Genomic DNA, 21,587 nt, shown 5'->3' with positions numbered 1-21,587 from the left:
GCCCAGGAAGGCAGGGGTTGCTCGTTGATCGATGTCGCCTCGGACTAACGCCCGGAGTCCCTCACCCGCCCGGGAACGTCCCCGGCCGGATGTAGCCGAACATGTGGCTGACCCAGTCGGGCTTGCCCAGCGGCACGCCCTTGTGGCGCAGGATCGTGTAGGCCGCCATGGTGTGGAAATAGAGCTGGGGCAGCGACCAGTCGCGGACGAACGGCGCGCCGGTCATGTCGAAGATGATGCCGTTGGGCATCTTCAGTTCCAGCTTCTTGTCGTCGACGCCGTCGAACGCCGAGGCCGGCGTCGCCTCCAGCCGGGCCACCGCATCGGCCAGTTGCGCCCGCAGGCCGTCGAAGTCCGTGGCGTCCTCGGCGGGCGCGAACGAGTCGGAGCCGGTGAGACGGCCCAGCAGATCGCTGGCCTGAGTGCAGGCGAAGCGCACCTGGGTCGACAGCGGGAACATGTCGGACGCCAGCCGTGCGTCGACCAGGTCCTGAGGCGACAGGCCGTTATCGGCCGCATAGGCCTCCGCCTTGGTCAGCTGGGCGGACATGCCCTTCAGCATCTGGACAAAGGTCGGGATCGCGAGCGTGTGCAGGTCCATGGGCTTTCCTCCGGTCTAGGCCGCAGGAAAGCGGACCGAGCATCGATGCGCCAACCCATAATTCACCGTGCGCCGATGGCGCTGCGAATTAGACCGAAGGCCCAAACCGCGCGACCAGATCGTACGCCTCGCCCGGGAACACCTGCCGGACGCGGGTGACATGCTGACCCTCGCGCCAGGTGCGGCGGTCGACGACCAGGCAGGCCGCGCCTTCGTCCAGGGCCAGCAGGCGCGCGTCGTCGGCGTCGGCGTTGACGGCGCTGATGCGGCTCTCAGCCTCGGTCCAGGCGACGTGCTCCAAGAGCCAGGCGCCAGGCGGGTGCGCGTCGAAGTCGGCGTCGGCCATCTCGGGCGCGGCCTTCAGCGAGACGAGGCGACGTTCCAGGGCGAAGGGCCGGCCGCCAGCGTCGTGGACGCCGTCCAGCGCCAGCAGCTTGCCGCCCGCCGCCAGCTCGACCTCCTCGGGGCTGTCGCGGTCCGCCGCCCGCACCGTGCGCGCCAGCAGGCGAAAGCCATAGGTCTCACCGCGCGCGACGATCTCGGACTGGATGTCGGGGATGTTCAGCACCGGCGCGTGGACGCGTGGCCGAGCCACGAACGAGCCTGCGCGCTTGCGGCGCACGATCAGCCCAGCCTCGACCAGGGCGGTCATGGCCTTGCTGACCGTCATCCGCGAACAACCGTACTCGGCCATCAGCTCCGCCTCGGTCGGCGCGCGATGGCCGGGCTCCCACTCGCCGGAGCGGATCCTGGCCTCGATCTCCGAGCGGATGCGCTGGTGCAGCGGCCCGGTCACGCCAACAGGGCCTTCAGGGTCTGGACGTAACGGGCCTGGATGGCCTCGCGGGCATGGTGGCGACCGCCGGAGACCAACTGCCTGCCGTGCCGCCAGACGGTGTCGATGCCGCCGCCGGCGAAGACCAGGCTGTCGATCAGGGTGTCGCCCGAGCGGCCGACCAGGTTCGGATGGTTGGCGTCCAAGGTGATGAAGTCCGCCGCCGCGCCGCGACGCAGACCGCCTCGGCCAACGCCGAGGGCCTGGCTGCCGCCGGTCACGGCCGCGCGCCACAGGTCGCCGCCCGTCGAGCGGCGCGGGCCGCCGGCCAGTACGTTGCGAGCCCGGCGGGTCAGGCGCTGGGCGTATTCCATGGTCCGCAATTCCTGGGCGGCGTCGATCACGATGTTGGAGTCGGTGCCGATTCCGAAAGCGCCGCCAGCGGCCAGATAGTCCGGTGTCGGAAAGACCCCGTCGCCGAGATTGGCTTCCGTCACCGGGCACAGGCCCGCCGTCGCGCCGCTCTTGGCCAGGCGCTCGGTCTCGGTGGCGTTGATGTGGGTGGCGTGGATCAGGCACCACCGCTTGTCGACCTCGGTGTGGTTCATCAGCCAGCGGACGGGACGCTGGCCGGTGGCGGCCAGGCAGTCGTCGACCTCCTTGGTCTGCTCGGCCACGTGCATGTGGATTGGCCCGCCGGCGGCCAGCGGGATGAGGGCGTTCAGCTCCTCGCCGGTCACCGCGCGCAGACTGTGCGGCGCGACGCCCACCACCGCGTCAGAGAGCGGCGCGACGATCTCGCGGCAGGCCTCAACCAGCCGCGCGAAGGCGTCGACGTCGTGGATGAAGCGCTTCTGGCCGTCCGTAGGCGGCAGGCCGCCGAAGTTACTGTGGGCGTAGAACACCGGCAGCAGGGTCAGGCCGATGCCGGTCTCCTCGGCCGCCGCCGCCATCCGCGCCGCCATCTCGGCCGGGTTGTCGTAGAACCCGCCGTCGGGCGCGTGGTGCAGGTAGTGGAACTCGCCCACCCGCGTGAAGCCGCCCTCCAGCATCTCGACCTGGCCCATGGCGGCGATGGCCTGGGCCATGTCGGGGTCCAGCCGCTCCAGGAAGCGGTACATGACCTCGCGCCAAGTCCAGAAGTTGTCCCCCGTCTCGCCCCGCGTCTCGGCTAAGCCGGCCATGGCGCGCTGGAAGGCGTGGCTGTGGACATTGCCCAGGCCCGGCAGGGCGGGACCGAGGCGCTGAGCGTCGCCGGCCGAGGCATCCGTATCGATCCGGGCGATGCGGCCGTCGGTGATCGTGAACTTCACGCCGCGCGCCCAGCCGTCGGCCAGCAGGGCGCTCTCGCACCAGACGACCGTCGAGGATTCAGTCGGATTCTGCGCGTCGGTCACTGGACAAGCCTCATCGTTCGCAAATATGTCTATACATATTGAAGCGCGCCGCAAGGGCCGGCTCGCGCGGTTGGGAGGCCAGCTCATGCGCTGTGATCGGGTGTGGATCAACGCCCGCCTCGCCACCCTGGCTTCGAATTGCGAAGGCCTGGGCGTGGTCGAGGACGGCGTCGTCGCCAGCCTGGACGGCGCCATCGCCTATGCTGGTCCCGCCGGGGACGCACCCGCCTTCGAGGCCGCCGAGACCATCGACGTCGACGGCCGCTGGATCACTCCTGGCCTGGTCGATCCGCATACCCACCTCGTCTTCGCCGGCGACCGCGCTCACGAGTTCGAGCTGCGCCTGGCCGGCGCCTCCTACGAGGAGATCGCCCGGTCCGGCGGCGGCATCGTCTCGACCATGCGCGCCACCCGCGCCGCCTCGGAAGCCGAACTGGTCCAGGCCGCCCTGCCCCGTCTCGACGCCCTGATCGCCGAGGGCGTCACCACGGTCGAGATCAAGTCCGGCTATGGCCTATCCCTCGACGATGAGATCAAGAGCCTGCGCGCCGCCCGCGCCCTCGCCGACATCCGCCGCGTCGGGGTCAACACGACCTTCCTGGGCGCCCACGCCCTGCCGCCGGAGTATCGCGACGACAAGGACGGCTACATCGCCCTGGTCTGCGAAAAGATGATCCCGGCCATCGCCGCGCGCGGCCTGGCCGATGCGGTCGACGGCTTCTGCGAAGGCATCGGCTTCTCGCCCGACCAGATCCGCCGCGTGTTCGAGACCGCCCGCAGCCACGGTCTGCCCGTCAAGCTGCACGCCGAGCAGCTGTCGAACCTCCACGGCGCGTCGCTCGCCGCCGAGTTCGACGCCCTGTCGGCCGACCACCTGGAGCACCTGGACGAAGCCGGGATCGCCGCCATGGCCGCCTCGGGCACGGTCGCGACCCTGCTGCCCGGCGCCTACTACTTCACGCGCGAGCACAAGGCGCCGCCGATCGCGGCCCTGCGCGCGGCCGGCGTGCCGATGGCCCTGGCCACCGACTGCAATCCCGGCACCTCGCCCCTGACCTCGCCGCTGCTGGTCATGAACATGGCCGCCACCCTCTTCCGGATGACCGTCGAGGAGTGCCTGGCCGGCGTGACGCGCGAGGCCGCGCGGGCGCTGGGGCTGCTGCACGATCGCGGGACGCTGGAGGCCGGCAAGGCCTGCGATCTCGCCATCTGGGACGTCGAGCGTCCCGCCGAACTTGTCTATCGCATGGGCTTCAACCCGCTCCATGCCCGCGTGTGGAGAGGCCTGTGACCGAGCTTGTTCTGAACCCCGGCGACGTGCCGCTGGCCGAGTGGAAGGCGATCTATCGCGGGGCTTCGGCGCGCCTGGCCGAGACCGCCTGGCCGGTGATCGCCGAGAGCGCGGCGGCCGTGCGGCGCATCCTGGCCAAGGGCGAGCCGGTCTACGGCATCAACACCGGCTTCGGGAAACTGGCCAGCGTCCGCATCGGCGACGCCGACCTGGAGACCCTGCAGCGCAACATCGTCCTGTCGCATGCGGCGGGCGTGGGCGAGCCGTCGCCGGTTCCGGTCATCCGCCTGATGATGGCCCTGAAGCTGGCCAGCCTGGCGCAGGGCGCTTCGGGCGTGCGGGTCGAGACCGTGCGGATGCTGGAGGAGATGCTGGTCGAGGGCCTCACCCCGGTGATCCCCTGCCAGGGCTCGGTCGGCGCCTCGGGGGACCTGGCGCCGCTGTCGCACATGGCCGCGACCATGATCGGGGTCGGCGAGATCTTCGTCGGCGGTGAGCGGCTGCCGGCGGCGCAGGCCCTGGCGCAGGCGGGTCTGGAGCCCCTGACCCTGGGTCCGAAGGAAGGTCTGGCCCTCCTCAACGGCACCCAGTTCTCGACCGCCAACGCCTTGGCGGGCCTGTTCGAGGCCGAGTTGCTGTTCCAGTCGGCCCTGGTCACCGGCGCGCTCTCGACCGAAGCCGCCAAGGGCTCGGACACGCCGTTCGACCCGCGCATCCACACGCTGCGCCGCCACGCCGGCCAGATCGAGACCGCCGCCGCCCTTCGCGGCCTGATGGCGACCTCCGAGATCCGCGCCTCGCACCTGAAGGAGGACGAGCGCGTCCAGGACCCCTACTGCCTGCGCTGCCAGCCGCAGGTGATGGGCGCGGCGCTGGATGTGCTGCGCCAGGCCGCCACGACCCTGGCGACCGAGGCCAATTGTGTTTCCGACAATCCGCTGATCTTCCCGGAAGCCGACGAGGCGCTGTCGGGCGGCAATTTCCACGCCGAGCCGGTGGCCTTCGCCGCCGACATGATCGCCCTGGCCGTCTGCGAGATCGGCTCGATCGCCGAGCGCCGCATCGCCATGCTGGTCGACCCGGCGCTGTCGGGCCTGCCCGCCTTCCTGACGCCCAAGCCGGGCCTGAACTCCGGCTTCATGATCCCGCAGGTCACCGCCGCCGCCCTGGTCTCGGAGAACAAGCAGAAGGCCTATCCGGCCAGCGTCGACTCGATCCCGACCTCGGCCAACCAGGAAGACCACGTCTCGATGGCCGCCCACGGCGCGCGGCGCCTGATGGGCATGGTCGAAAACGCCACGGCGGTGCTGGGCATCGAACTGCTGGCCGCGGCGCAGGGGTGTGATTTCCACGCCCCGCTGCGGTCGAGCGACGCGTTGGAAGCGGTACGGAAGTTGACCCGCGCCGAGGTTCCGCACCTGAACGACGACCGGCACTTCCACCCGGACATGGAGGCGGCCAACGCCCTGGTCCGGTCGGGCGCGGTGATCGCGGCGGCGGGCGAGCTGCCGGGGCTCGTCGCGTGAGCTGGCTGCAGGTCACGCGCGGCGACGCCCCGCTGATCGTCAGTCTGCCCCACACCGGGACCGAGATCCCGCCGGACATCGAGGCCGGCCTCGTCTCCCCCTGGCTGGCCCGCAAGGACGCCGACTGGTGGGTCGACCGGCTCTACGCCTTCGCGGAGGGGATGGGCGCGACGATCGTGCGGACGGCGATCTCGCGGACGGTCATCGACGTCAATCGCGACCCGTCGGGCGCCTCGCTCTATCCGGGCCAGGCGACGACGGAGCTGTGTCCAACCACCACCTTCGACGGCGAGCCGCTGTATCGCGACGGTGGCCCCAATCAGGCCGAGATCGACCGGCGTCGCACCGCTTACTTCGAGCCCTACCACGCCGCCCTGCGCGAGGAGATCGACCGCCTGCGCGGGCTGCATCCGACCGTGGTGCTCTACGAGGCCCACTCGATCCGCTCGCTCGTCCCGCGCCTGTTCGACGGCGAGCTGCCGCAGTTCAATCTCGGCACCAATAGCGGCGCGTCCTGCGCCGAGGCCCTGACCACCGCCGTCGAGGCCGCCTGCGACGCCTCGGGGCGCTCGCGCGTCACCAACGGCCGCTTCAAGGGCGGCTGGACGACGCGCCACTATGGCCAGCCCTCCACCGGCGTCCACGCCATCCAGATGGAGCTGGCCTGCCGGGGCTACATGGACGATCCGGCCGAAGCCCCGACACCCGACACCTGGCCCACGCCCTTCCACGCCGACCACGCCGAGCCGCTACGCGCGGTGCTCGAAGACGTCCTCAACGCCTGTTTGGACTTCGCGAACACAGCCTGACCGCGCCGCGAAACCTCGCCCTTCGACAGGCTCAGGGTGAGGTTTCGAATTGTCGCCCCGAGCCTTCAGTAGCCCTCATCCTGAGCTTGTCGAAGGACGAGGGCGGCCCGCCGAAAGACCGATCATGACCCGCCGCGACAACACCCGCGTCATCCGCCCCGCCACCGGGACCGAGCTTTCCGCCAAGTCGTGGCTGACCGAAGCCCCGCTGCGGATGCTGATGAACAATCTGCATCCCGACGTCGCCGAGCGCCCGGAGGAGTTGGTCGTCTATGGCGGCATCGGCCGCGCCGCGCGCGACTGGGAGAGCTACGACAAGATCGTCGAGACCCTGCGCCGGCTTGAGGACGACCAGACCCTGCTGGTCCAGTCCGGCAAGCCGGTCGGCGTCTTCCGCACGCATGCGGACGCTCCGCGCGTGCTGATCGCCAACTCCAACCTGGTGCCGCGCTGGGCCAACTGGGAGCACTTCAACGAGCTCGATAAGAAGGGCCTGGCCATGTATGGCCAGATGACCGCCGGCTCGTGGATCTATATCGGCGCCCAGGGCATCGTTCAGGGCACCTACGAGACCTTCGTCGAGATGGGCCGCCAGCACTATGCCGGCGACCTGTCGGGCAAGTGGCTGCTGACGGCGGGTCTGGGCGGCATGGGCGGGGCCCAGCCGCTCGCGGCGGTGATGGCCGGCGCCTCGTGCCTGGCCATCGAGTGCCAGCCCTCGCGGATCGAGATGCGCCTGCGCACTAGCTATCTCGACAAGTCGACCGACAGCCTCGACGAGGCCCTGGCCTGGATCGAAGAGTCCTGCGCCGCCAAGACGCCTATCTCTGTCGGCCTCTTGGGCAACGCCGCCGAGCTGCTGCCGCAGATGTTCAAGCGCGGCATCCGCCCTGACCTGCTGACCGACCAGACCAGCGCCCACGACCCGATCAACGGCTACCTGCCGGCCGGCTGGACTCTGGACCAATGGGCCGACGCGAAAGAGCGCGATCCGGAAAGCGTCAACAAGGCCGCCCGCGCCTCGATGGCCGTGCACGTCAAGGCGATGCTGGACTTCCAGGCCGCCGGCGTCCCGACCGTCGACTACGGCAACAACATCCGCCAGATGGCGCTGGAGGAAGGCGTCGCGAACGCCTTCGATTTCCCGGGCTTCGTGCCGGCCTATATCCGCCCGCTGTTCTGCCAGGGCGTCGGCCCATTCCGCTGGGCGGCGCTGTCGGGAGATCCGGAAGACATCGCCAAGACCGACGCCAAGGTAAAGGAACTGATCCCGGACAATCCGCACCTGCACAACTGGCTCAACATGGCGGGCCAGAAGATCAAGTTCCAGGGCCTGCCGGCGCGTATCTGCTGGGTCGGCCTCGGCGACCGTCACCGCCTGGGCCTGGCCTTCAACGCGATGGTCGCCAGCGGCGAGCTGAAGGCCCCGATCGTCATCGGCCGCGACCACCTCGACTCGGGCTCGGTCGCCTCGCCCAACCGCGAGACCGAGGCGATGAAGGACGGCTCGGACGCGGTGTCGGATTGGCCGTTGCTGAACGCCCTGCTGAATACCGCCTCGGGCGCGACCTGGGTGTCGCTGCACCATGGCGGCGGGGTCGGCATGGGCTTCTCGCAGCACTCGGGCATGGTGATCGTCTGCGACGGCACCGAAGCCGCCGCCAAGCGTATCGAGCGCGTGCTGTGGAACGACCCGGCGACCGGCGTCATGCGCCACGCCGACGCGGGCTACGACATCGCCCTCGACTGTGCGCGGGACAAGGGCCTGGACCTGCCGGCGATTCTCTAACCCCAGAAAAGTCCACGGCTCAGCTTGCTCCCGGGGCCTCGCCCCTTAAGGTCCCCGGCGTGACTGGGGACCCTGACGTCTTCCGCTTCATACGCGAGCACATCCGCTCGGTATGGGCGCTGGAGCTTCTGCTGAAGCTCAAGGCCGACCCCGAGCGGTGCTGGTCGGCGGACGCGCTCGTCGAGGCGATGCGGGCCAGCCACGCGCTGGTCGACGGCAATCTCGACGCCCTGACCGCCGCCGGCCTGATCGTGCCGGACGACGCCGGCTGCTTCCGCTATCGCCCCGCCGCCCCGGCCCTGGCCGCCCTCTGCGACGAGCTGGAGGAGGCCTATCGCGTGAAGCCGGTGACGGTGATCCGCTGGATCTCGACGCCGGTGGAACGCCTGCAGTCGCTGGCCGACGCGTTCAAATTCACCAGCAAGGGAGGCGACAAGTGACACCCGCCGTCGTCTACGGCCTGTGCCTGGCCGCCAGCCTCACCTGCGCCGGACTGCTGACCCGGGCGTGGCTCAAGGCCCGTACGCGCCTGCTGCTGTGGACCGCCATCTCGTTCGGCTTCCTGGCCCTGAACAACCTGCTGCTGGTCGTGGACCTGGTGCTGCTGCCGGTGCAGGTCGAGCTGTGGTGGCCGCGCCAGCTGGCCCTGGTCGCGGCGATCGGCGTGCTGGTCTACGCCTTCATCTGGGAGGTGGACCAATGACTCCAATCGAAGGCCTGGTCGCGGGCGCTCTGGCCACCGGCTTTCTGGTGCTGGCGGCGTTCTTCCTGCGCTTTTGGGGGCGAACGCGGGACGGTCTGTTCCTGGCCTTCTCGGCGGCCTTCGCCCTGATGGCGCTGAACCAGGCGCTGCCGGTGATCCTGGGCATACCGCAGGAGGAACGCGGCGGCATCTACCTGATCCGCCTGGCTGCTTTCCTGCTGATCATCGTGGCCGTGGTCGGCAAGAACCTGCGACGCGGGCCGGAAGCCTAGCCTTCGAGGAAAGCCTCGACTTCGCGGCGGCTGGGCATCGACGGCGCCGCGCCGGCCTTCTGGACGGACAGGGCGGCCGCGCCGTTGGCCAGTTCGACGGCCTCGCGCAGGTCCATGGCCGAGGCCAGGGCGGCGGCCAGCGAGCCGCAGAAGCAGTCGCCCGCGCCGACGGTGTCGACGGCCTTGACCTTCTTGCCCTCGACCAGGAACGCCTCGTCGCGGCGTACGGCGGCGACGCCGGCCGAACCCAGGGTGACGATGATCGTCTGGTCCGGGCGGCTCATCAGCTTGCGGGCGGCGATCGAGACCTCCTCAAGGCGCGACGGCTCGCGGGCCAGCTTGGCGTAGGTCGCCAGCTCGGTCTGGTTCAGGATCAGGATGTCGGTCAGCGGGAACAGGGCCGCGCCCTGCGGCAGGGCCGGAGCGGCGTTCAGCATCCGCAGCGCGCCCTTGGCCGCGCCGGTGCGGAACAGGGTCTCGATGGCGGTGGCCGGGGTCTCCAGCTGGCAGAGCAGGACGCGCTGGCCCTCGATCGGGGTCGCGGAGACCTGCTGCGGCGTCACCATGGCGTTGGCGCCGGCGGTGACGACGATCATGTTCTCGGCGCTGTCGGCGACCCAGACGTGGGCCTGGCCGGTCGGGACGCCTTCCAGCTCCATGACGTCGGCCACCTGCACGCCGTAGCCGGCCAGCTTGGCCTTCAGGCTCTTGCCGCTGTCGTCGCCGCCGACGGCGCCCATCAGCCGGGTCGGCGCGCCCATGCGGGCGGCGGCCACCGCCTGGTTGGCGCCCTTGCCGCCCAGGAACAGCTCCAGCGAAAGACCGGCCACCGTCTCACCCGGGCGAGGCAGGTCGTCCACCCGGGCCACGGCGTCCAGATTGATCGAGCCGAGAACGAATACAGTCATGGTCTTGGTCTTCTAGAAGTCTTGATCACTTTTGGCCGGGGCCTAACCGCCGCCGCCACGCTGGAAGCTCTCCACGAGGCTGCCGCAAACGAGTCGCCAGCCGTCCACTAGCACAAAGAAGATGAGCTTGAACGGCAGACTGATCGTCGCCGGCGGCAACATCATCATGCCCATGCTCATCAGCACGCTGGCGACGACCAGGTCGATGACCAGGAACGGGATGAACAGCAGGAAGCCGATCTCGAACGCGCGCTTCAGCTCCGAGATCATGAAGGCCGGCGTCACCACCTGCAGCGGCAGTTCCTGGGCGTTCTTGGTCTGGGGCGTCTTGGAGAGGCGCACGAACAGGGCGAGGTCGTCCCGATTGACCTGGCGCAGCATGAACCCCTTCACCGGGCCGCCGGCCGCCTCGAAGGCCTCGGGCAGCTCCATCTGGTGGTCCAGCAGCGGCTTGATCCCCGCGTCGTAGGACTTCTCGAAGGTCGGGCCCATGACGATGGCGGTCAGGAACAGGGCCAGGCTGATGATCACCGGGTTCGGCGGGCTCTGCTGGATGCCGATGGCGGTGCGCAGCAGGCCCAGCACCACCACGATCCGCACGAACGAGGTGGTCATGATCACGATGGACGGGGCCAGCGACAGCACCGTCATCAGGCCGACCAGCTGGACGACCCGGTCGGTCAGGCCCGCGCCGGTGCCCAGATTGATGTTCACCGCCGACTGGGCCATGGCCGCGGCGGGCATGATCCCGAAGGCGATCGCCGCCAGCACGGACACGATCGCGGCCCGGCGGAGGTCTTCCGGCTTCGCGCCCGTCACGCTCTTGATCAGGTCGCGCATCAGACCACGGGCTCCGGTGCTTTGATGGTCGACGCGGTAGCGGACTTGGCGGCCTTCGGGTCGGGGACCCAGTCCAGCAGCTTGCCGTCGCCCAGCAGCACCATGCGCTCCTCGCCGTCCAGGCTGACCACCACCAGGCGGCGGGTCGGGTCGAGGGCCAGGCTCTCGACAATCCTCAAGCGGCGATCCTGGCGCGCGGCGACCATGCGGCCGATGGCTTCGGGCCCGTACTTGCGCAGGCCCCAGGCGGCCAAGCCGATCAGACCCAGCGTGAAGGCCAGGGCCGCGAGGGCGCGGATGAATTCGATGGGGTCCATGGGCCGCCCAAAAGCGAGACAACTTGGCGCAGGCAAAACGTGCCTACGGTCCTGGTGTGCCTGAGGGTTCTTAATGCCGAATTAACCCTGTTTCTTCACCATGATCGTCATGGGTCCGGACGACATCCCCCTCTTCAGCATGCTCAAGAGCCGCCTCGGTTATCTGACCGAGCGCCAGAAGCTTGTCGCCCAGAATGTCGCCAACGCGGACACCCCCGGTTACCGCCCGCATGACCTGAAGGCCTACAGCTTCCAGGCCTCGCTGATGAACCAGGCCTCGGGCCCGGTCTATCGCGGTGGCAAGGCGGCCCCGACCTCGGGCGTGACCATGATGGCCACCTCGAACTCGCACATGGCCCCGTCGAACGCCCCCAGCGCCTGGCGGGCGACCTCGGGCGCCGACTCGGAAACGACCCTCGACGGCAACGCGGTCTCGCTCGAGGACCAGATGCTCAAGATGACCGACGCGCGGATGAACTACGACGCGGCGATCACCTTCTACCAGAAGTCCATGAACATGCTGCGCATGGCCGCGCGCAAGCCGAACGGCTGAGGACGTAACCGATGCCTGAGATCAAATCGAACTCGCTGGCCACCATGGCCGTGGCCTCTTCGGCCCTCCGCGCCCAGCAGGGCCGCATGCGGGTCATCGCGGAAAACCTGGCCAACGCCAACTCGACCTCGCGAACCGCCGGCGGCGATCCCTACCGCCGTCAGGTCCCGGTGTTCCAGCCGACCAAGGTCGCGGGCGCCGAGGGCGTGCAGATGCTGCGCGTCGATCCGGACCAGAGCGACTTCAAGACCGAGTACGACCCCGGCAACCCGGCCGCCGACGCCAAGGGCTACGTCAAGCTGCCCAACGTCAATTCGCTGGTCGAGGCGCTGGACATGAAGGAGGCGCAGCGCGCCTACGAAGCCAACCTCAACGTCATCGAGACCGCGCGCTCCATGCAGTCGCGCACGCTCGACATCCTCAAGAAGTAGGGGCTAGGCCATGATCACCGCGCTCGCCGCCGCCAAGGCCTATGCCTCGCAAGGCGCCATGGGGATCGGTTCCGTCGGCTCGATCGGCGGCTCGGACAAGAAGGGCGGCATCGACTTCGGCGACCTGCTGAAGTCGACCATGGATGGCGCCACCAAGGCCTCCAAGGTCGCCGAGCACAAGATCGCCGACCAGGTGGCCGGCAAGGCCGAACTGGTCGATGTCGTCACCGCCATCAGCTCGGCCGAGGCCAGCCTGGAAACCGTGATGGCCGTCCGCGACCAGGTCATCTCGGCGTACCAGGAAATCATGCGGATGCCGATCTAAGGGCTGTTGGCGCAAATACGCCTCAACCTTCGCGGTCAGCGCTTTTAAACCGCAATCCAAGAGATATCGTCTCCCGAGTCGTCGGGGGACCGGATGTATAAAGCGTATTTCGCCGCTGCGCTGCTGGCCGCGCAGCAGGTCGCCCAGCAGACGGCGCCAAGCGGCGCCAAGGACCAGACCGCAGTCTCGGACGTCGTCGTCCAGGCCGCCCGTCCCGAAGCCGTCGCCCGCATCGACCGCAACGTCTACGACATCAAGAACGACCCCCAGGCCAAGGGCGCGCCCCTGCTCGACATCCTGGGCAAGCTGCCGTCGGTCAATGTGACGCCGACCGGCCGCGTCCAGCTGCTGGGCGCCTCGGGCGTCAGCGTGATGGTCGACGGCAAGCCGGTCTCGTCCGACAAGCTGGGGGCCATGAGCGGGGCCGACGTCGACAAGATCGAGGTCATGACCAACCCCTCGGCCCAATACGCCGCCCAGGGCTCGGCCGGGATCATCAACATCGTCACCCGCAAGCGCTACGGCCCCGGCTGGACGGGCGCGGTGACGGCGCGCGCGGAGAACGACGGCGAGGTCGAGCTGGTGCTGAACCCGACCCTGGCCTTGGGCAAGTGGTCGGTCGGCGGCTCCCTGACGGTGGGCCGGGCCAAGCAGGAATCCAGCACGCGTCGGACCCGGACCCTTACGCCCGGCGGCGCGCCTCGGGAGACACGGACCGAGGACGGCCAGACCGAACAGAGCGGCGATCGCCTGTTCGGCGACCTCAAGGTCACCTACCGCCCGACCGAGCGCCGGCTGCTGACCCTGACCGGGGAGGTCTTCGCTAACGACTGGGACCGGAACACGACCCGCGCCTTCGACTCCGACGCCCCCGCCTTCGCGGACTATGTCGAGCGCCAGGATGGCGACTGGCGCTACAGGTCATCGGGCGTCGGCGCTGTCTACGAATGGACCGGCCTGCGTGAAGGCGAGACCTTGAAGCTGGAAGGGTCCCTCGACCGGTCGCGCTTTCGCACGGACAACGCCTACGAGAACGTCTTCGCGACCCGAAGCCGGCGCTTCGCGGCGCTGGACGACGCCTTGAGCCACCGGGCCGAAGTGAAGCTGGACTACGCCCGCCCCTTCGGCGCCAAGCAGCTTCTGAGCACTGGCGCGGCCTGGTCGCGCGACGACGAGAATCTCCAGACCGCCTTCTCCAATCCAGCCGCGGACCCCGGCCTGGTCGCCAGCTTCGATCGGCGGCTGCAGGGGCGGCGCGACCTGGCGGCGGCCTATGCGACCTTCCAGTTCCCGCTCGGCCCCTGGACCGCCCTGCCCGGCCTGCGGGTCGAGGCCGACGACTTCGCGGTGACCGCGTCAGGGCGCAGGGTCGACAGGAAGGCGACCGACCTCTTCCCCAGCCTGCATCTCAGCCGGTCTCTGGCCAAGGACCTGGGCGTGCGGCTCAGCTACTCCCGGCGCATTCAGCGGCCGGACGCCAGCCGCCTGGATCCGTCGGTGAACTACGACGGCAGCACCAAGGCCTCGGCCGGCAATCCCGACCTGAAGGCGGTGACGACCCACGCCTACGAGGCGCGGCTGGACTACAAGATCAAAGGCCAGGGCCTGAACGTGACGCTCTACGACCGCGAGCAGGACGGCGTGTGGAGCAGCGTCACCGCGCTCACGCCCGAAGGCGTCGCGCTGTCCACCACCATCAACGGCGGCCGCGCCGTCGACCGGGGCGCCGAGGTGTCCGCCCGGGGGCCGCTGGGCGCGCGCTGGAAGTACGCCGCGACCCTGAACCTCTATCAGCACGAGGGCTTGGTGCGCGAAGGCGGGCTAACCCGATCGCTGACCCGCACCAACTACGGCGGCAATGGCCAGCTGGACTACAGCGCCCCGGCCAGGGGCGAGCGCGAGGGCGACCAGGTTCAGCTGGCCCTGCGCTATTTCGGCCCGGAGCGCGCGCTGCAGAACCGCTATTCGGACTATCTCCGCGTCGACCTCACCTGGCGGCGCGCGCTGACCCGCAAGGTCTCGGCTATCCTGGTGGTCACCGACCTGCTGGACACCGGCCATTCGCGCGGCTGGAACACCGGAACCGATTTCGTCGAGATCTCGGAAACCCGCGAGCCCGCGCCTCGCGCGCGCCTGTCCCTGACCTACAAGCTGGGCGGCGGCTCCTGAGCGGACAAAAGAAAGGCCGCGTCCCGGAGGGCGCGGCCTTTAGGTCGTTCAGGGGAGAAAGAACAACGAAAACGCTACGCCTACTCAGAAGTGGAGGAACGCCTTGGCCGCCGTCAGCAGGCCGCCCCAGATCACCGCGTTGAGCACCGAGGCCAGCAGCACCGCGAAGCCGAGAGGCCATTGGCGGGCGCGACGCAGGGGACGCGGATCGAACGAACGGGCTTGCGACGCAACAGGCATGAAACGCTCCTTGGAACCTGTCGCCATGGTCGAGATTGACTCGGCCCGTGCGAACCGGGCGACCTGTCGCGCGCCGCCTTGTCGCACCTTGGATTTGCTTCAACGCTTGGAGGGGGTGACACGTTGATTCTGTTCGCGCCCCCTGGAGCCCGCATGACCGACGCCATCGCTCTCGACCGGGTCAGCAAGTCGTACGGCGGACAGGCCGTGCTGGCGCCGACCTCGCTGTCGGTCGCCAAGGGCGCTTTCGTCGCCCTGGTCGGCGGCTCGGGCGCGGGCAAGACCACCCTGCTGAAGTTGATGAATGGCCTGTCGCCCCCCACCTCGGGGCGCGTGCTGATCGACGGCGCGGACATCGCCGCGCGGCCTGGTCCGGAACTGCGGCGGGGGATCGGCTATGTCTTCCAGGAGATCGGCCTCTTTCCGCACCTGACCGTGGCCCAGAACATCGGCGTGACCCCGACCCTTCTGGGCTGGCCGGTCGCCGAGATCGCCGCGCGGATCGACGAACTGCTCGACCTGGTGGCCCTGCCGCGCGAGATCGCCGGCCGCGCGCCGTCGGAACTCTCCGGCGGCCAGCGGCAGCGGGTGGGCGTGGCCCGAGCCCTCGCCGCCCGGCCCTCGATCCTGCTGATGGACGAGCCGTTCGGGGCGCTGGATCCGGTGACCCGCGTCGCGCTCGCCGACGATGTCCGCCGCCTGCACGAGACCTTGGGCCTGACCACGGTCATGGTCACCCACGACGTCGGCGAGGCCCTGCTGCTGGCCGACGCGGTGGTGGTGATGGCGAGCGGCAAGGTGCTGGCCCAGGCGCCGCCGCGCGACCTCCTCGCGGGTCACCCGGACCCGGTCGTCGCCGACCTGATCGCCGCGCCGCGCAGGCAGGCGCAACGCCTCTCGGAGCTGGCCCGTGGCTGACCATCTGGACGCTGCCCTCGCCGCCCTGCCCGAGCGCCTGGGCTGGCACGTGACCCTCTCGGCCTCGGCCCTGGCCCTGGGCCTGGCCATCGCCCTGCCGCTGGGGATCGCGGCCGCGCGCAGCCCGCGCCTGAAGTGGATCGCCCTGGCGACCGCCGGCCTGGTCCAGACCATCCCCAGCCTGGCCCTGCTGGCGCTGTTCTATCCGCTGCTGCTGCTGCTCTCGGGCCTGGCCGCCAGGGTGCTGGGGCATGGCTTCCCGGCCCTGGGCTTCCTGCCCTCGCTGCTGGCCCTGACCCTGTACTCGATGCTGCCGATCCTGCGGAACGCGGCGGCGGGGGTCTCCGGCGTCGATCCGGCCGTGGTCGAGGCCGCGCGCGGGGTCGGCATGACCGATCGCCAGCGCCTGTGGCGGGTCGAGCTGCCCCTGGCCGCGCCGGTGATCATGGCCGGGGTGCGCACGGCCGCCGTCTGGACGATCGGGGCGGCGACGCTGTCGACACCGGTCGGCCAGACCTCGCTGGGCGACTACATCTTCTCCGGCCTGCAGACCGAGGATTGGGTGGCGGTGCTGGTCGGCTGCGCGGCTTCGGCGGGCCTGGCGCTGATCGTCGACGCTCTCCTGGGCCTGATCGAGACCGGGGTCGCCAGGCGGGACGCTCGGCGCCTGTGGATTGGCGGCGCGGGCCTGGCGCTAGGCCTGCTGGCAGCCATCGCGCCCCTGGCCGGCGCGGCGCTGTCGCAAGGCCGGCCGACCTATGTGATCGGGGCCAAGAACTTCTCCGAGCAGTACATCCTCGCCGAACTGATGGCCGACCGCCTGGAGGCCAAGGGCGCGGCCGTCCAGCAGCGCGTGAACCTGGGCTCGGCCGTCGCCTATCGCGCCCTCGCAGCCGGAGAACTGGACGCCTATGTCGACTATTCCGGCACCCTCTGGGCGAATGTCCTGAACCGCCAGGACAACCCCGGCCGCCAGGCCGTGCTGGACGGCCTGCGCACCGAGTTGAAGGCCCGCGACGGCGTCGTGCTGCTCAGCGCCCTGGGCTTCGAGAACGCCTACGCCCTGGCCATGCGCCGAGACCGCGCCGAGCAGCTGGGCGTGAAGACCCTGGCCGATCTCGCAGCCAAGGCGCCGGACCTCGTCATGGGCGGCGACCTGGAGTTCTTCTCGCGACCGGAGTGGAAGAGCGTCGAGACGACCTACGGCCTGCGCTTCAAGGCCAGGCGCCAGTTCCAGCCGACCTTCATGTACCGGGCGCTGGAGAGCCGCGAGGCCGATGTCATCTCGGCCTTCTCCAGCGACGGCCGCATCGCCGCCGACGACCTGGTGCTGCTCGGCGATCCCAAGGGCGCCCTGCCGCCCTATGACGCGGTGATCCTGGTCTCGCCAAAGCGCGCGAACGATCGCCGGCTGATCCAGGCGCTGAAGCCGCTGGGCGACAGCATCGACGTGAAAGCCATGCAGGCGGCCAACTACGCCGTCGATCGCGATGTAGGGAAGAAGAGCCCGGCCGAAGCCGCCAAGCTGCTGGCGCGTTAGGCCGGCTCGGATATTCAGCCTTGTGCGCTCACACATCCGCTCATCCCCGCGAAGGCGGGGACCCAAGCGGGATCGACCGGTTGCCCCAGCGGCGCCATCAACTTGAAAGTCAGCTTAGGTCCCCGCCTTCGCGGGGATGAGCGGGCGTTTGTGGGTTAGGCCGCGCGGATGCCCGAGAAGCCTTCGGACTGGGCGCCGACCACGGCGTCGTAGCCGAGGATCATGTCGACGTCCTTGCCGTTGCTGGCCAGCGGCAGGCGCAGCCACAGGATCGACATGTGCGGCGAGCCGCGCCAGGCCAGGCTGTGGACGCCGACGCCGGGGCGACGTTCATCGACCACCTTGTCCAGCTCCTTGCGCCAGTAGTCGAAGGCGGCGGTGTTGTAGACGTCGCCGATCATGCGGCCGGTGATCTCGCGGCCATAGACGCCGTAGAGACCGGTGCCCGCCAGACGCAGGCGATAGTCGCGATCACTGTCGCTCACGACGTCGATCAACGACACCGTCGGCAGCAGCCGCTTCATGCTCGTGGGTTGCAGGTCGACGCGCGCGGGGAGGCTCGCCCCCCGACGGAGGGACGCCCAGTAGGCGAACATCTCCTGATGAGCGCGGGCCGCCGAAGCGGATGCGCTCAATTGCGCGGACATCTTCAGAGTCCTTAACAAGCTATTGGAATCACTTCGATTCACTATCGCTTAAGGAACGAATCGGCGGCAAGTGAAAACTTGTCGCGCGACAAGATTCCCGGGGAGAGTCAACCGCCAAGAGAAACGCCCGCCATCCGGACTCGGATGACGGGCGTTCAATTTTCCGTGGCCCCGACAAGGCCAAGCTTTTGTTCCGACTCGGCTATTTGCCTTTGCGAGCCGGCTTACGGCCGCCTTGGCCGAGGCCCATCTGCTTGGCCAGGTTCGAACGCGCCTCAGCGTAGTTCGGGGCGACCATCGGGTAGTCCTTGGGCAGGTTCCACTTCGCGCGGTAGTCTTCCGGCGTCATGTCGTACTTGGTGCGCAGGTGGCGCTTCAGCGACTTGAACTTCCGGCCGTCCTCCAGACAGACCAGGAAGTCCGGCGTGATCGACTTCTTGACCGGGACCGCGGGCTCTTTCGGCGCAGGCGTCGGTTCGGCGACCGGAGCGCCGACGGTGGCGAGGGCGGCGTGCACTTGCTTGATCAGGGCCGGCAGGTCGGCGGTGGTGACCACGTTGTTGCCGACATAGGCGGAGACGATGCCCGCCGTCATCTCGATCAGGTCGGATTGATCTTCCATAAAGCCTCGCCCGTCGCAAAATCTTTTGCTGATGCGGCTGATTCCAGGATCAGTCGAGGCGTGCATACAAACATTGTCGACTCCGGGCAATACGCACCCGGCAAGAGATTATCTGTAATAACCAGTGTTCTCCAGAGACGCTCAACCGGTCACATTACAGGTAAGTAAGGTTGAGTTCCTGAAGGACGGGCGGTAGCGGCCCCGAGAGACCGACGATATCCGAGGCTTAACGCCCGAAATCGCGTGACAGCGCCAACATCGCCGCCCGTTGCGGCGCCGAGTATTCGTCGACAGCGGCTTCGTCGCCTTCGCGGATGGCCTTCAGCAGCGCCGGCGTCAGGGCCGAGGTCAGCGACCAGTTCCAGTAGCGCAGCACGGTCTGGGCCCGATCGACGGCGATGGCGTCGTAGACGGTCAGCACCCGCTCCAGGGCGTGGTCCAGCGCGCCGGAACGATCGACCTCCTGGCGGCGCAGGCCCCGCCACAGCTGGCGTATGCAATTGCGCGGCAGGCCCGTGGCCTTGCACAGGATAGCCAGAGGCTCGCCGCCCTGGTCGGTGAAGATCTTGGCCCCGGTCATCGGCTTCAGGCCGGAGAGATACGAGATCTCCTCGGCGATCTCGCGGGTGATGCCGGTCTCGCCGGCGGCGACAGCCTCGTCGAGGCTCTCGAACGGGCTCTTGGCGATGGCGGCGCGGTTGCGCTGTCGGCGCTCGATGAACTGCAGGGCCTTGCGCGATAGCGGGTCCTGCCAGCCCTCGCCCGAGGCCAGGGCGAAGACGTCGCCGACGGCGTCCTGCAGAATCTCGCGCGACACGGCGAAGCGCTGGAGGATGGTCTTGCGCGCCTCGGCGTCGGCCCACCAGAACATGACGTAGGCGTGGCTGGGCCGCAGCTCGGGCCGACGCAGCAGCAGCGGGATCAGGTGCTGGGAGTCGCGGGTGGCGGCGACGATGTTCTCGACGCCCTGGTGGCTGAGCTTGACCAGCTCGTTGCGCAGCAGGGTCTCGATGACCGGCGGCTCGGCCATGTCGATCAAGGCGTCGGCGACGACCTCGCTGACGCCGCGACGCTGGCCGATCAGCCGGCGGTGCTCGGTCGAGGCGTGATAGAGGCAGCTGATCAGGTCGGCGTCCGACAGCTTTTCGGACTCGACCAGCAGGGCCCGCGCCACCGGCAGTTCGTCGCGCAGCAGCAAGCGCACCAGGACGCCCGGGATTTCGTTGAGCATGGCCAGGCGTCGCGCGACCCTCTCGCGCTCGGTCACATTGGCGTCGCGCAGCATCTCGACCAGCAGGTCGGCGGTCATCGACCGCTCGAAGGCGTTGATCCGGCTGGTCGGCAGGCAGACCACGTCGGCCAGGCGCTTGAGCAGCGTCGTGCGCGAACGCCGCAGGGGCGCGGGGGCCTCCGGCTCTCCGAACGACGATGTCAGCGCGGGATCACTCATCCAGCGGAAGAGATCAGATCGTGATTAACGGGTGGTGAGGACGGGCCGCGACAGGACGACACTCTCCTCCCCGTCTGGGGGAGGTGGATCGCTGCGGATACGCAGCGAGACGGAGGGGCGCCGCACAATGCGCGTAGCCTTTGGCGCTATCCCCTCCACCGCCGTTCGGCGGTCCCCCTCCCCCCAAAAGGGGGAGGAGAAATCCGCGCGGTCCTACCGGAACTCCGGCTCCTCCCATTCCGGCCAGATGTCCGGCACGTCGGTCGAGACCTTGTTCGGATAGACGGGCGCGCGCTTCTCGAGGAACGAGGTCACGCCCTCCTTGGCGTCGCCCGAGGCGCCACGCGACTGGATGGCGCGGCTGTCGGCCTTGTGGGCTTCCATGGGGTGATCGGCGCCGGCCATGCGCCACAGCAGCTGGCGGGTCAGGGCCACCGAGACCGGCGCGGTGTTGTCGGCGATCTCGCGGGCCAGAGCGCGGGCGGCGGGCATCAAGTCCTCGGGCGCGTGCAGCGAACGAACGAGGCCCTTCTCCAGCGCTTCCGAAGCCGGGAACACGCGGCCGGTGTAGCACCACTCCAGCGCCGTCTGCAGACCGACCAGGCGCGGCAGGAACCAGCTGGACGCGGCTTCCGGATTGATGCCCCGACGGGCGAAGACGAAGCCGAACTTGGCCTCGGTCGAGGCCAAGCGGATGTCCATCGGCAGCTGCATGGTCACGCCCACGCCCACGGCCGCGCCGTTGATCGCGCCGATGATGGGTTTCAGGCTATCGTACATCCGCAGGGTCACGCGGCCGCCGCCGTCACGATAGACGTCACCGACCTTGCCCTCCTCGCGCTCGATCGCCTGGGGCGAGCTGCGGTCGAAGGTGCCACCACCGCCGCCGAGGTCCGCCCCGGCGCAGAACGCCCGGCCCGCGCCGGTGATGATCACGGCCTTCACCGCGTCGTCGGCGTCGGTGACGTCGAACACCTCGATCATGTCCTTCATCATCCGGGCGGTGAAGGCGTTCATCCGGTCCGGACGGTTCAGGGTGATCGTCGCGATCCCGTCCTCGACGTCGTACAGGATGGTCTCGAAGGTGGGGTTGGACATGGCGCGGACTCCCTGGAGGTCGTTTTCAAACGATCGTATGTCCCGCGCAGCGTTGCAAACAACCAGGCCCGACCGCAAGCTGCCGCGACGGCGCTATCGCTCAAAAAGTTCGCCGCTCGGGTTCCGGTCCTGGCGGGTACAGCGCTGGCGGGACCCGACCGAGGTCAGCGCAACAGGACCGATGCCGCGATGCTCGCGGCGATGAGGACAGCCATCAGGACCAGGGCCACTCGCACCTCTCGATGGGCGAGATTGACGGTCCAGCCCATGACGGGATTCATCTTCGGCACAATAAGGCGAGGATCCTTGGGGTCGTTGTAGAAACCCCAAGCATTGTACCCGTTCTGCATGGCGCCAAGCTCCTTG

Annotated in this window: 25 protein-coding genes; 13 read left to right on the top strand and 12 right to left on the bottom strand. The window is 69.0% G+C overall.

Annotated features, from left to right (window positions below):
* Positions 1-61 precede the first annotated feature (61 nt).
* From AC07NN_RS11435 to AC07NN_RS11425, 3 genes are all read right to left on the bottom strand, one after another.
* The gene (locus AC07NN_RS11435) at positions 62-601 is read right to left on the bottom strand and encodes a DUF1993 domain-containing protein (RefSeq protein ID WP_494640762.1); all 540 of its coding nucleotides are present in this window, start codon (positions 599-601) and stop codon (positions 62-64) included.
* An 88-nt stretch (positions 602-689) separates the two neighbouring features.
* Complete coding sequence (gene hutC, locus AC07NN_RS11430; protein ID WP_494640760.1) at positions 690-1,397, bottom strand: histidine utilization transcriptional repressor HutC; 708 nt, start codon at positions 1,395-1,397, stop codon at positions 690-692.
* Complete coding sequence (locus AC07NN_RS11425; protein WP_494640758.1) at positions 1,394-2,827, bottom strand: formimidoylglutamate deiminase; 1,434 nt, start codon at positions 2,825-2,827, stop codon at positions 1,394-1,396. Before AC07NN_RS11425 ends, hutC begins: the two co-directional genes overlap by 4 nt.
* Positions 2,828-2,858: 31 nt before the next feature.
* Between AC07NN_RS11425 and hutI the strand changes: the two genes are divergently transcribed.
* The 7 genes from hutI (at position 2,859) to AC07NN_RS11390 (ending at position 9,163) form a co-directional block, all read left to right on the top strand.
* Positions 2,859-4,064 carry an imidazolonepropionase gene (gene hutI, locus AC07NN_RS11420; protein WP_494640756.1) on the top strand — a complete coding sequence of 402 codons (1,206 nt, stop codon included), beginning with the start codon at positions 2,859-2,861 and terminating at the stop codon, positions 4,062-4,064.
* Positions 4,049-5,590, top strand: a complete 1,542-nt coding sequence (gene hutH, locus AC07NN_RS11415) for a histidine ammonia-lyase (protein WP_494640754.1) — start codon at positions 4,049-4,051, stop codon at positions 5,588-5,590. Before hutI ends, hutH begins: the two co-directional genes overlap by 16 nt.
* Entirely contained in the window at positions 5,587-6,399 is an 813-nt protein-coding gene (hutG, locus tag AC07NN_RS11410) for an N-formylglutamate deformylase (protein WP_494640752.1), read from the top strand. The genes hutH and hutG overlap by 4 nt, the downstream gene beginning before the upstream one ends.
* Before the next feature lie 124 nt (positions 6,400-6,523).
* Positions 6,524-8,188 (top strand): urocanate hydratase, encoded by a 1,665-nt coding sequence (gene hutU, locus AC07NN_RS11405; protein ID WP_494640750.1) that lies wholly within the window; start codon positions 6,524-6,526, stop codon positions 8,186-8,188.
* Positions 8,189-8,247: 59 nt separating this feature from the next.
* A complete protein-coding gene (locus tag AC07NN_RS11400; protein ID WP_494640748.1) occupies positions 8,248-8,628 on the top strand; it encodes a hypothetical protein in 381 nt (126 codons plus the stop codon).
* Positions 8,625-8,891: a DUF5985 family protein gene (locus AC07NN_RS11395; RefSeq protein WP_494640746.1), complete on the top strand. Its 267-nt coding sequence runs from the start codon at positions 8,625-8,627 to the stop codon at positions 8,889-8,891. The genes AC07NN_RS11400 and AC07NN_RS11395 overlap by 4 nt, the downstream gene beginning before the upstream one ends.
* On the top strand, positions 8,888-9,163 hold the full coding sequence (locus AC07NN_RS11390) for a DUF5985 family protein (protein ID WP_494640744.1): 276 nt from the start codon (positions 8,888-8,890) through the stop codon (positions 9,161-9,163). Before AC07NN_RS11395 ends, AC07NN_RS11390 begins: the two co-directional genes overlap by 4 nt.
* Here AC07NN_RS11390 and AC07NN_RS11385 read toward each other — a convergent pair.
* The 3 genes from AC07NN_RS11385 to AC07NN_RS11375 are packed head-to-tail and all read right to left on the bottom strand — an operon-like array spanning position 9,160 to position 11,228.
* A complete protein-coding gene (locus AC07NN_RS11385; RefSeq protein ID WP_494640742.1) occupies positions 9,160-10,071 on the bottom strand; it encodes a ribokinase in 912 nt (303 codons plus the stop codon). The two genes, AC07NN_RS11390 and AC07NN_RS11385, sit on opposite strands and share 4 nt — an antisense overlap.
* Before the next feature lie 42 nt (positions 10,072-10,113).
* Positions 10,114-10,914 carry a flagellar type III secretion system pore protein FliP gene (gene fliP / locus AC07NN_RS11380; protein WP_494641885.1) on the bottom strand — a complete coding sequence of 267 codons (801 nt, stop codon included), beginning with the start codon at positions 10,912-10,914 and terminating at the stop codon, positions 10,114-10,116.
* Positions 10,911-11,228 (bottom strand): FliO/MopB family protein, encoded by a 318-nt coding sequence (locus AC07NN_RS11375; RefSeq protein WP_494641879.1) that lies wholly within the window; start codon positions 11,226-11,228, stop codon positions 10,911-10,913. Before AC07NN_RS11375 ends, fliP begins: the two co-directional genes overlap by 4 nt.
* A 109-nt stretch (positions 11,229-11,337) precedes the next feature.
* Between AC07NN_RS11375 and flgB the strand changes: the two genes are divergently transcribed.
* From flgB to AC07NN_RS11355, 4 genes are all read left to right on the top strand, one after another.
* On the top strand, positions 11,338-11,781 hold the full coding sequence (gene flgB, locus AC07NN_RS11370; RefSeq protein WP_494641875.1) for a flagellar basal body rod protein FlgB: 444 nt from the start codon (positions 11,338-11,340) through the stop codon (positions 11,779-11,781).
* A gap of 11 nt (positions 11,782-11,792) precedes the next feature.
* A complete protein-coding gene (gene flgC, locus AC07NN_RS11365; protein WP_494640740.1) occupies positions 11,793-12,212 on the top strand; it encodes a flagellar basal body rod protein FlgC in 420 nt (139 codons plus the stop codon).
* A 10-nt stretch (positions 12,213-12,222) separates the two neighbouring features.
* Positions 12,223-12,537, top strand: a complete 315-nt coding sequence (gene fliE, locus AC07NN_RS11360) for a flagellar hook-basal body complex protein FliE (RefSeq protein ID WP_494640738.1) — start codon at positions 12,223-12,225, stop codon at positions 12,535-12,537.
* Positions 12,538-12,630: 93 nt separating this feature from the next.
* Entirely contained in the window at positions 12,631-14,706 is a 2,076-nt protein-coding gene (locus tag AC07NN_RS11355) for a TonB-dependent receptor (RefSeq protein WP_494640736.1), read from the top strand.
* An 84-nt stretch (positions 14,707-14,790) separates the two neighbouring features.
* Here AC07NN_RS11355 and AC07NN_RS11350 read toward each other — a convergent pair whose 3' ends face one another.
* Complete coding sequence (locus AC07NN_RS11350; RefSeq protein ID WP_494640734.1) at positions 14,791-14,946, bottom strand: hypothetical protein; 156 nt, start codon at positions 14,944-14,946, stop codon at positions 14,791-14,793.
* A gap of 153 nt (positions 14,947-15,099) precedes the next feature.
* On the opposite strand from AC07NN_RS11350, the gene AC07NN_RS11345 reads away from it, so the two are divergent.
* Together AC07NN_RS11345 and AC07NN_RS11340 are read left to right on the top strand one after the other, a co-directional pair.
* Complete coding sequence (locus AC07NN_RS11345) at positions 15,100-15,864, top strand: ATP-binding cassette domain-containing protein (protein WP_494640732.1); 765 nt, start codon at positions 15,100-15,102, stop codon at positions 15,862-15,864.
* Positions 15,857-17,404 carry an ABC transporter permease/substrate-binding protein gene (locus tag AC07NN_RS11340; RefSeq protein ID WP_494640730.1) on the top strand — a complete coding sequence of 516 codons (1,548 nt, stop codon included), beginning with the start codon at positions 15,857-15,859 and terminating at the stop codon, positions 17,402-17,404. Before AC07NN_RS11345 ends, AC07NN_RS11340 begins: the two co-directional genes overlap by 8 nt.
* Before the next feature lie 155 nt (positions 17,405-17,559).
* On the opposite strand, the gene mopJ is transcribed toward AC07NN_RS11340, so the two are convergent.
* The 5 genes from mopJ to AC07NN_RS11315 form a co-directional block, all read right to left on the bottom strand.
* Positions 17,560-18,057 (bottom strand): motility/cell cycle regulatory protein MopJ, encoded by a 498-nt coding sequence (gene mopJ, locus AC07NN_RS11335; protein WP_494641870.1) that lies wholly within the window; start codon positions 18,055-18,057, stop codon positions 17,560-17,562.
* Positions 18,058-18,253: 196 nt separating this feature from the next.
* Positions 18,254-18,673, bottom strand: coding sequence for a Ros/MucR family transcriptional regulator (locus AC07NN_RS11330; RefSeq protein ID WP_494640728.1), 420 nt, complete (start codon positions 18,671-18,673; stop codon positions 18,254-18,256).
* 226 nt (positions 18,674-18,899) lie between these two features.
* Positions 18,900-20,123 (bottom strand): DUF2336 domain-containing protein, encoded by a 1,224-nt coding sequence (locus tag AC07NN_RS11325; protein WP_494640726.1) that lies wholly within the window; start codon positions 20,121-20,123, stop codon positions 18,900-18,902.
* 213 nt (positions 20,124-20,336) lie between these two features.
* The gene (locus AC07NN_RS11320) at positions 20,337-21,221 is read right to left on the bottom strand and encodes a crotonase/enoyl-CoA hydratase family protein (protein WP_494640724.1); all 885 of its coding nucleotides are present in this window, start codon (positions 21,219-21,221) and stop codon (positions 20,337-20,339) included.
* Between the two features lie 164 nt (positions 21,222-21,385).
* A complete protein-coding gene (locus AC07NN_RS11315; protein ID WP_494640722.1) occupies positions 21,386-21,571 on the bottom strand; it encodes a hypothetical protein in 186 nt (61 codons plus the stop codon).
* Between the last annotated feature and the right edge of the window lie 16 nt (positions 21,572-21,587).

This window comes from Caulobacter sp. GW821-FHT09H08 (assembly GCF_059415885.1).
Note: the sequence above shows the minus strand (reverse complement) of the source record. Positions and strands in the feature narration are given on the sequence as shown.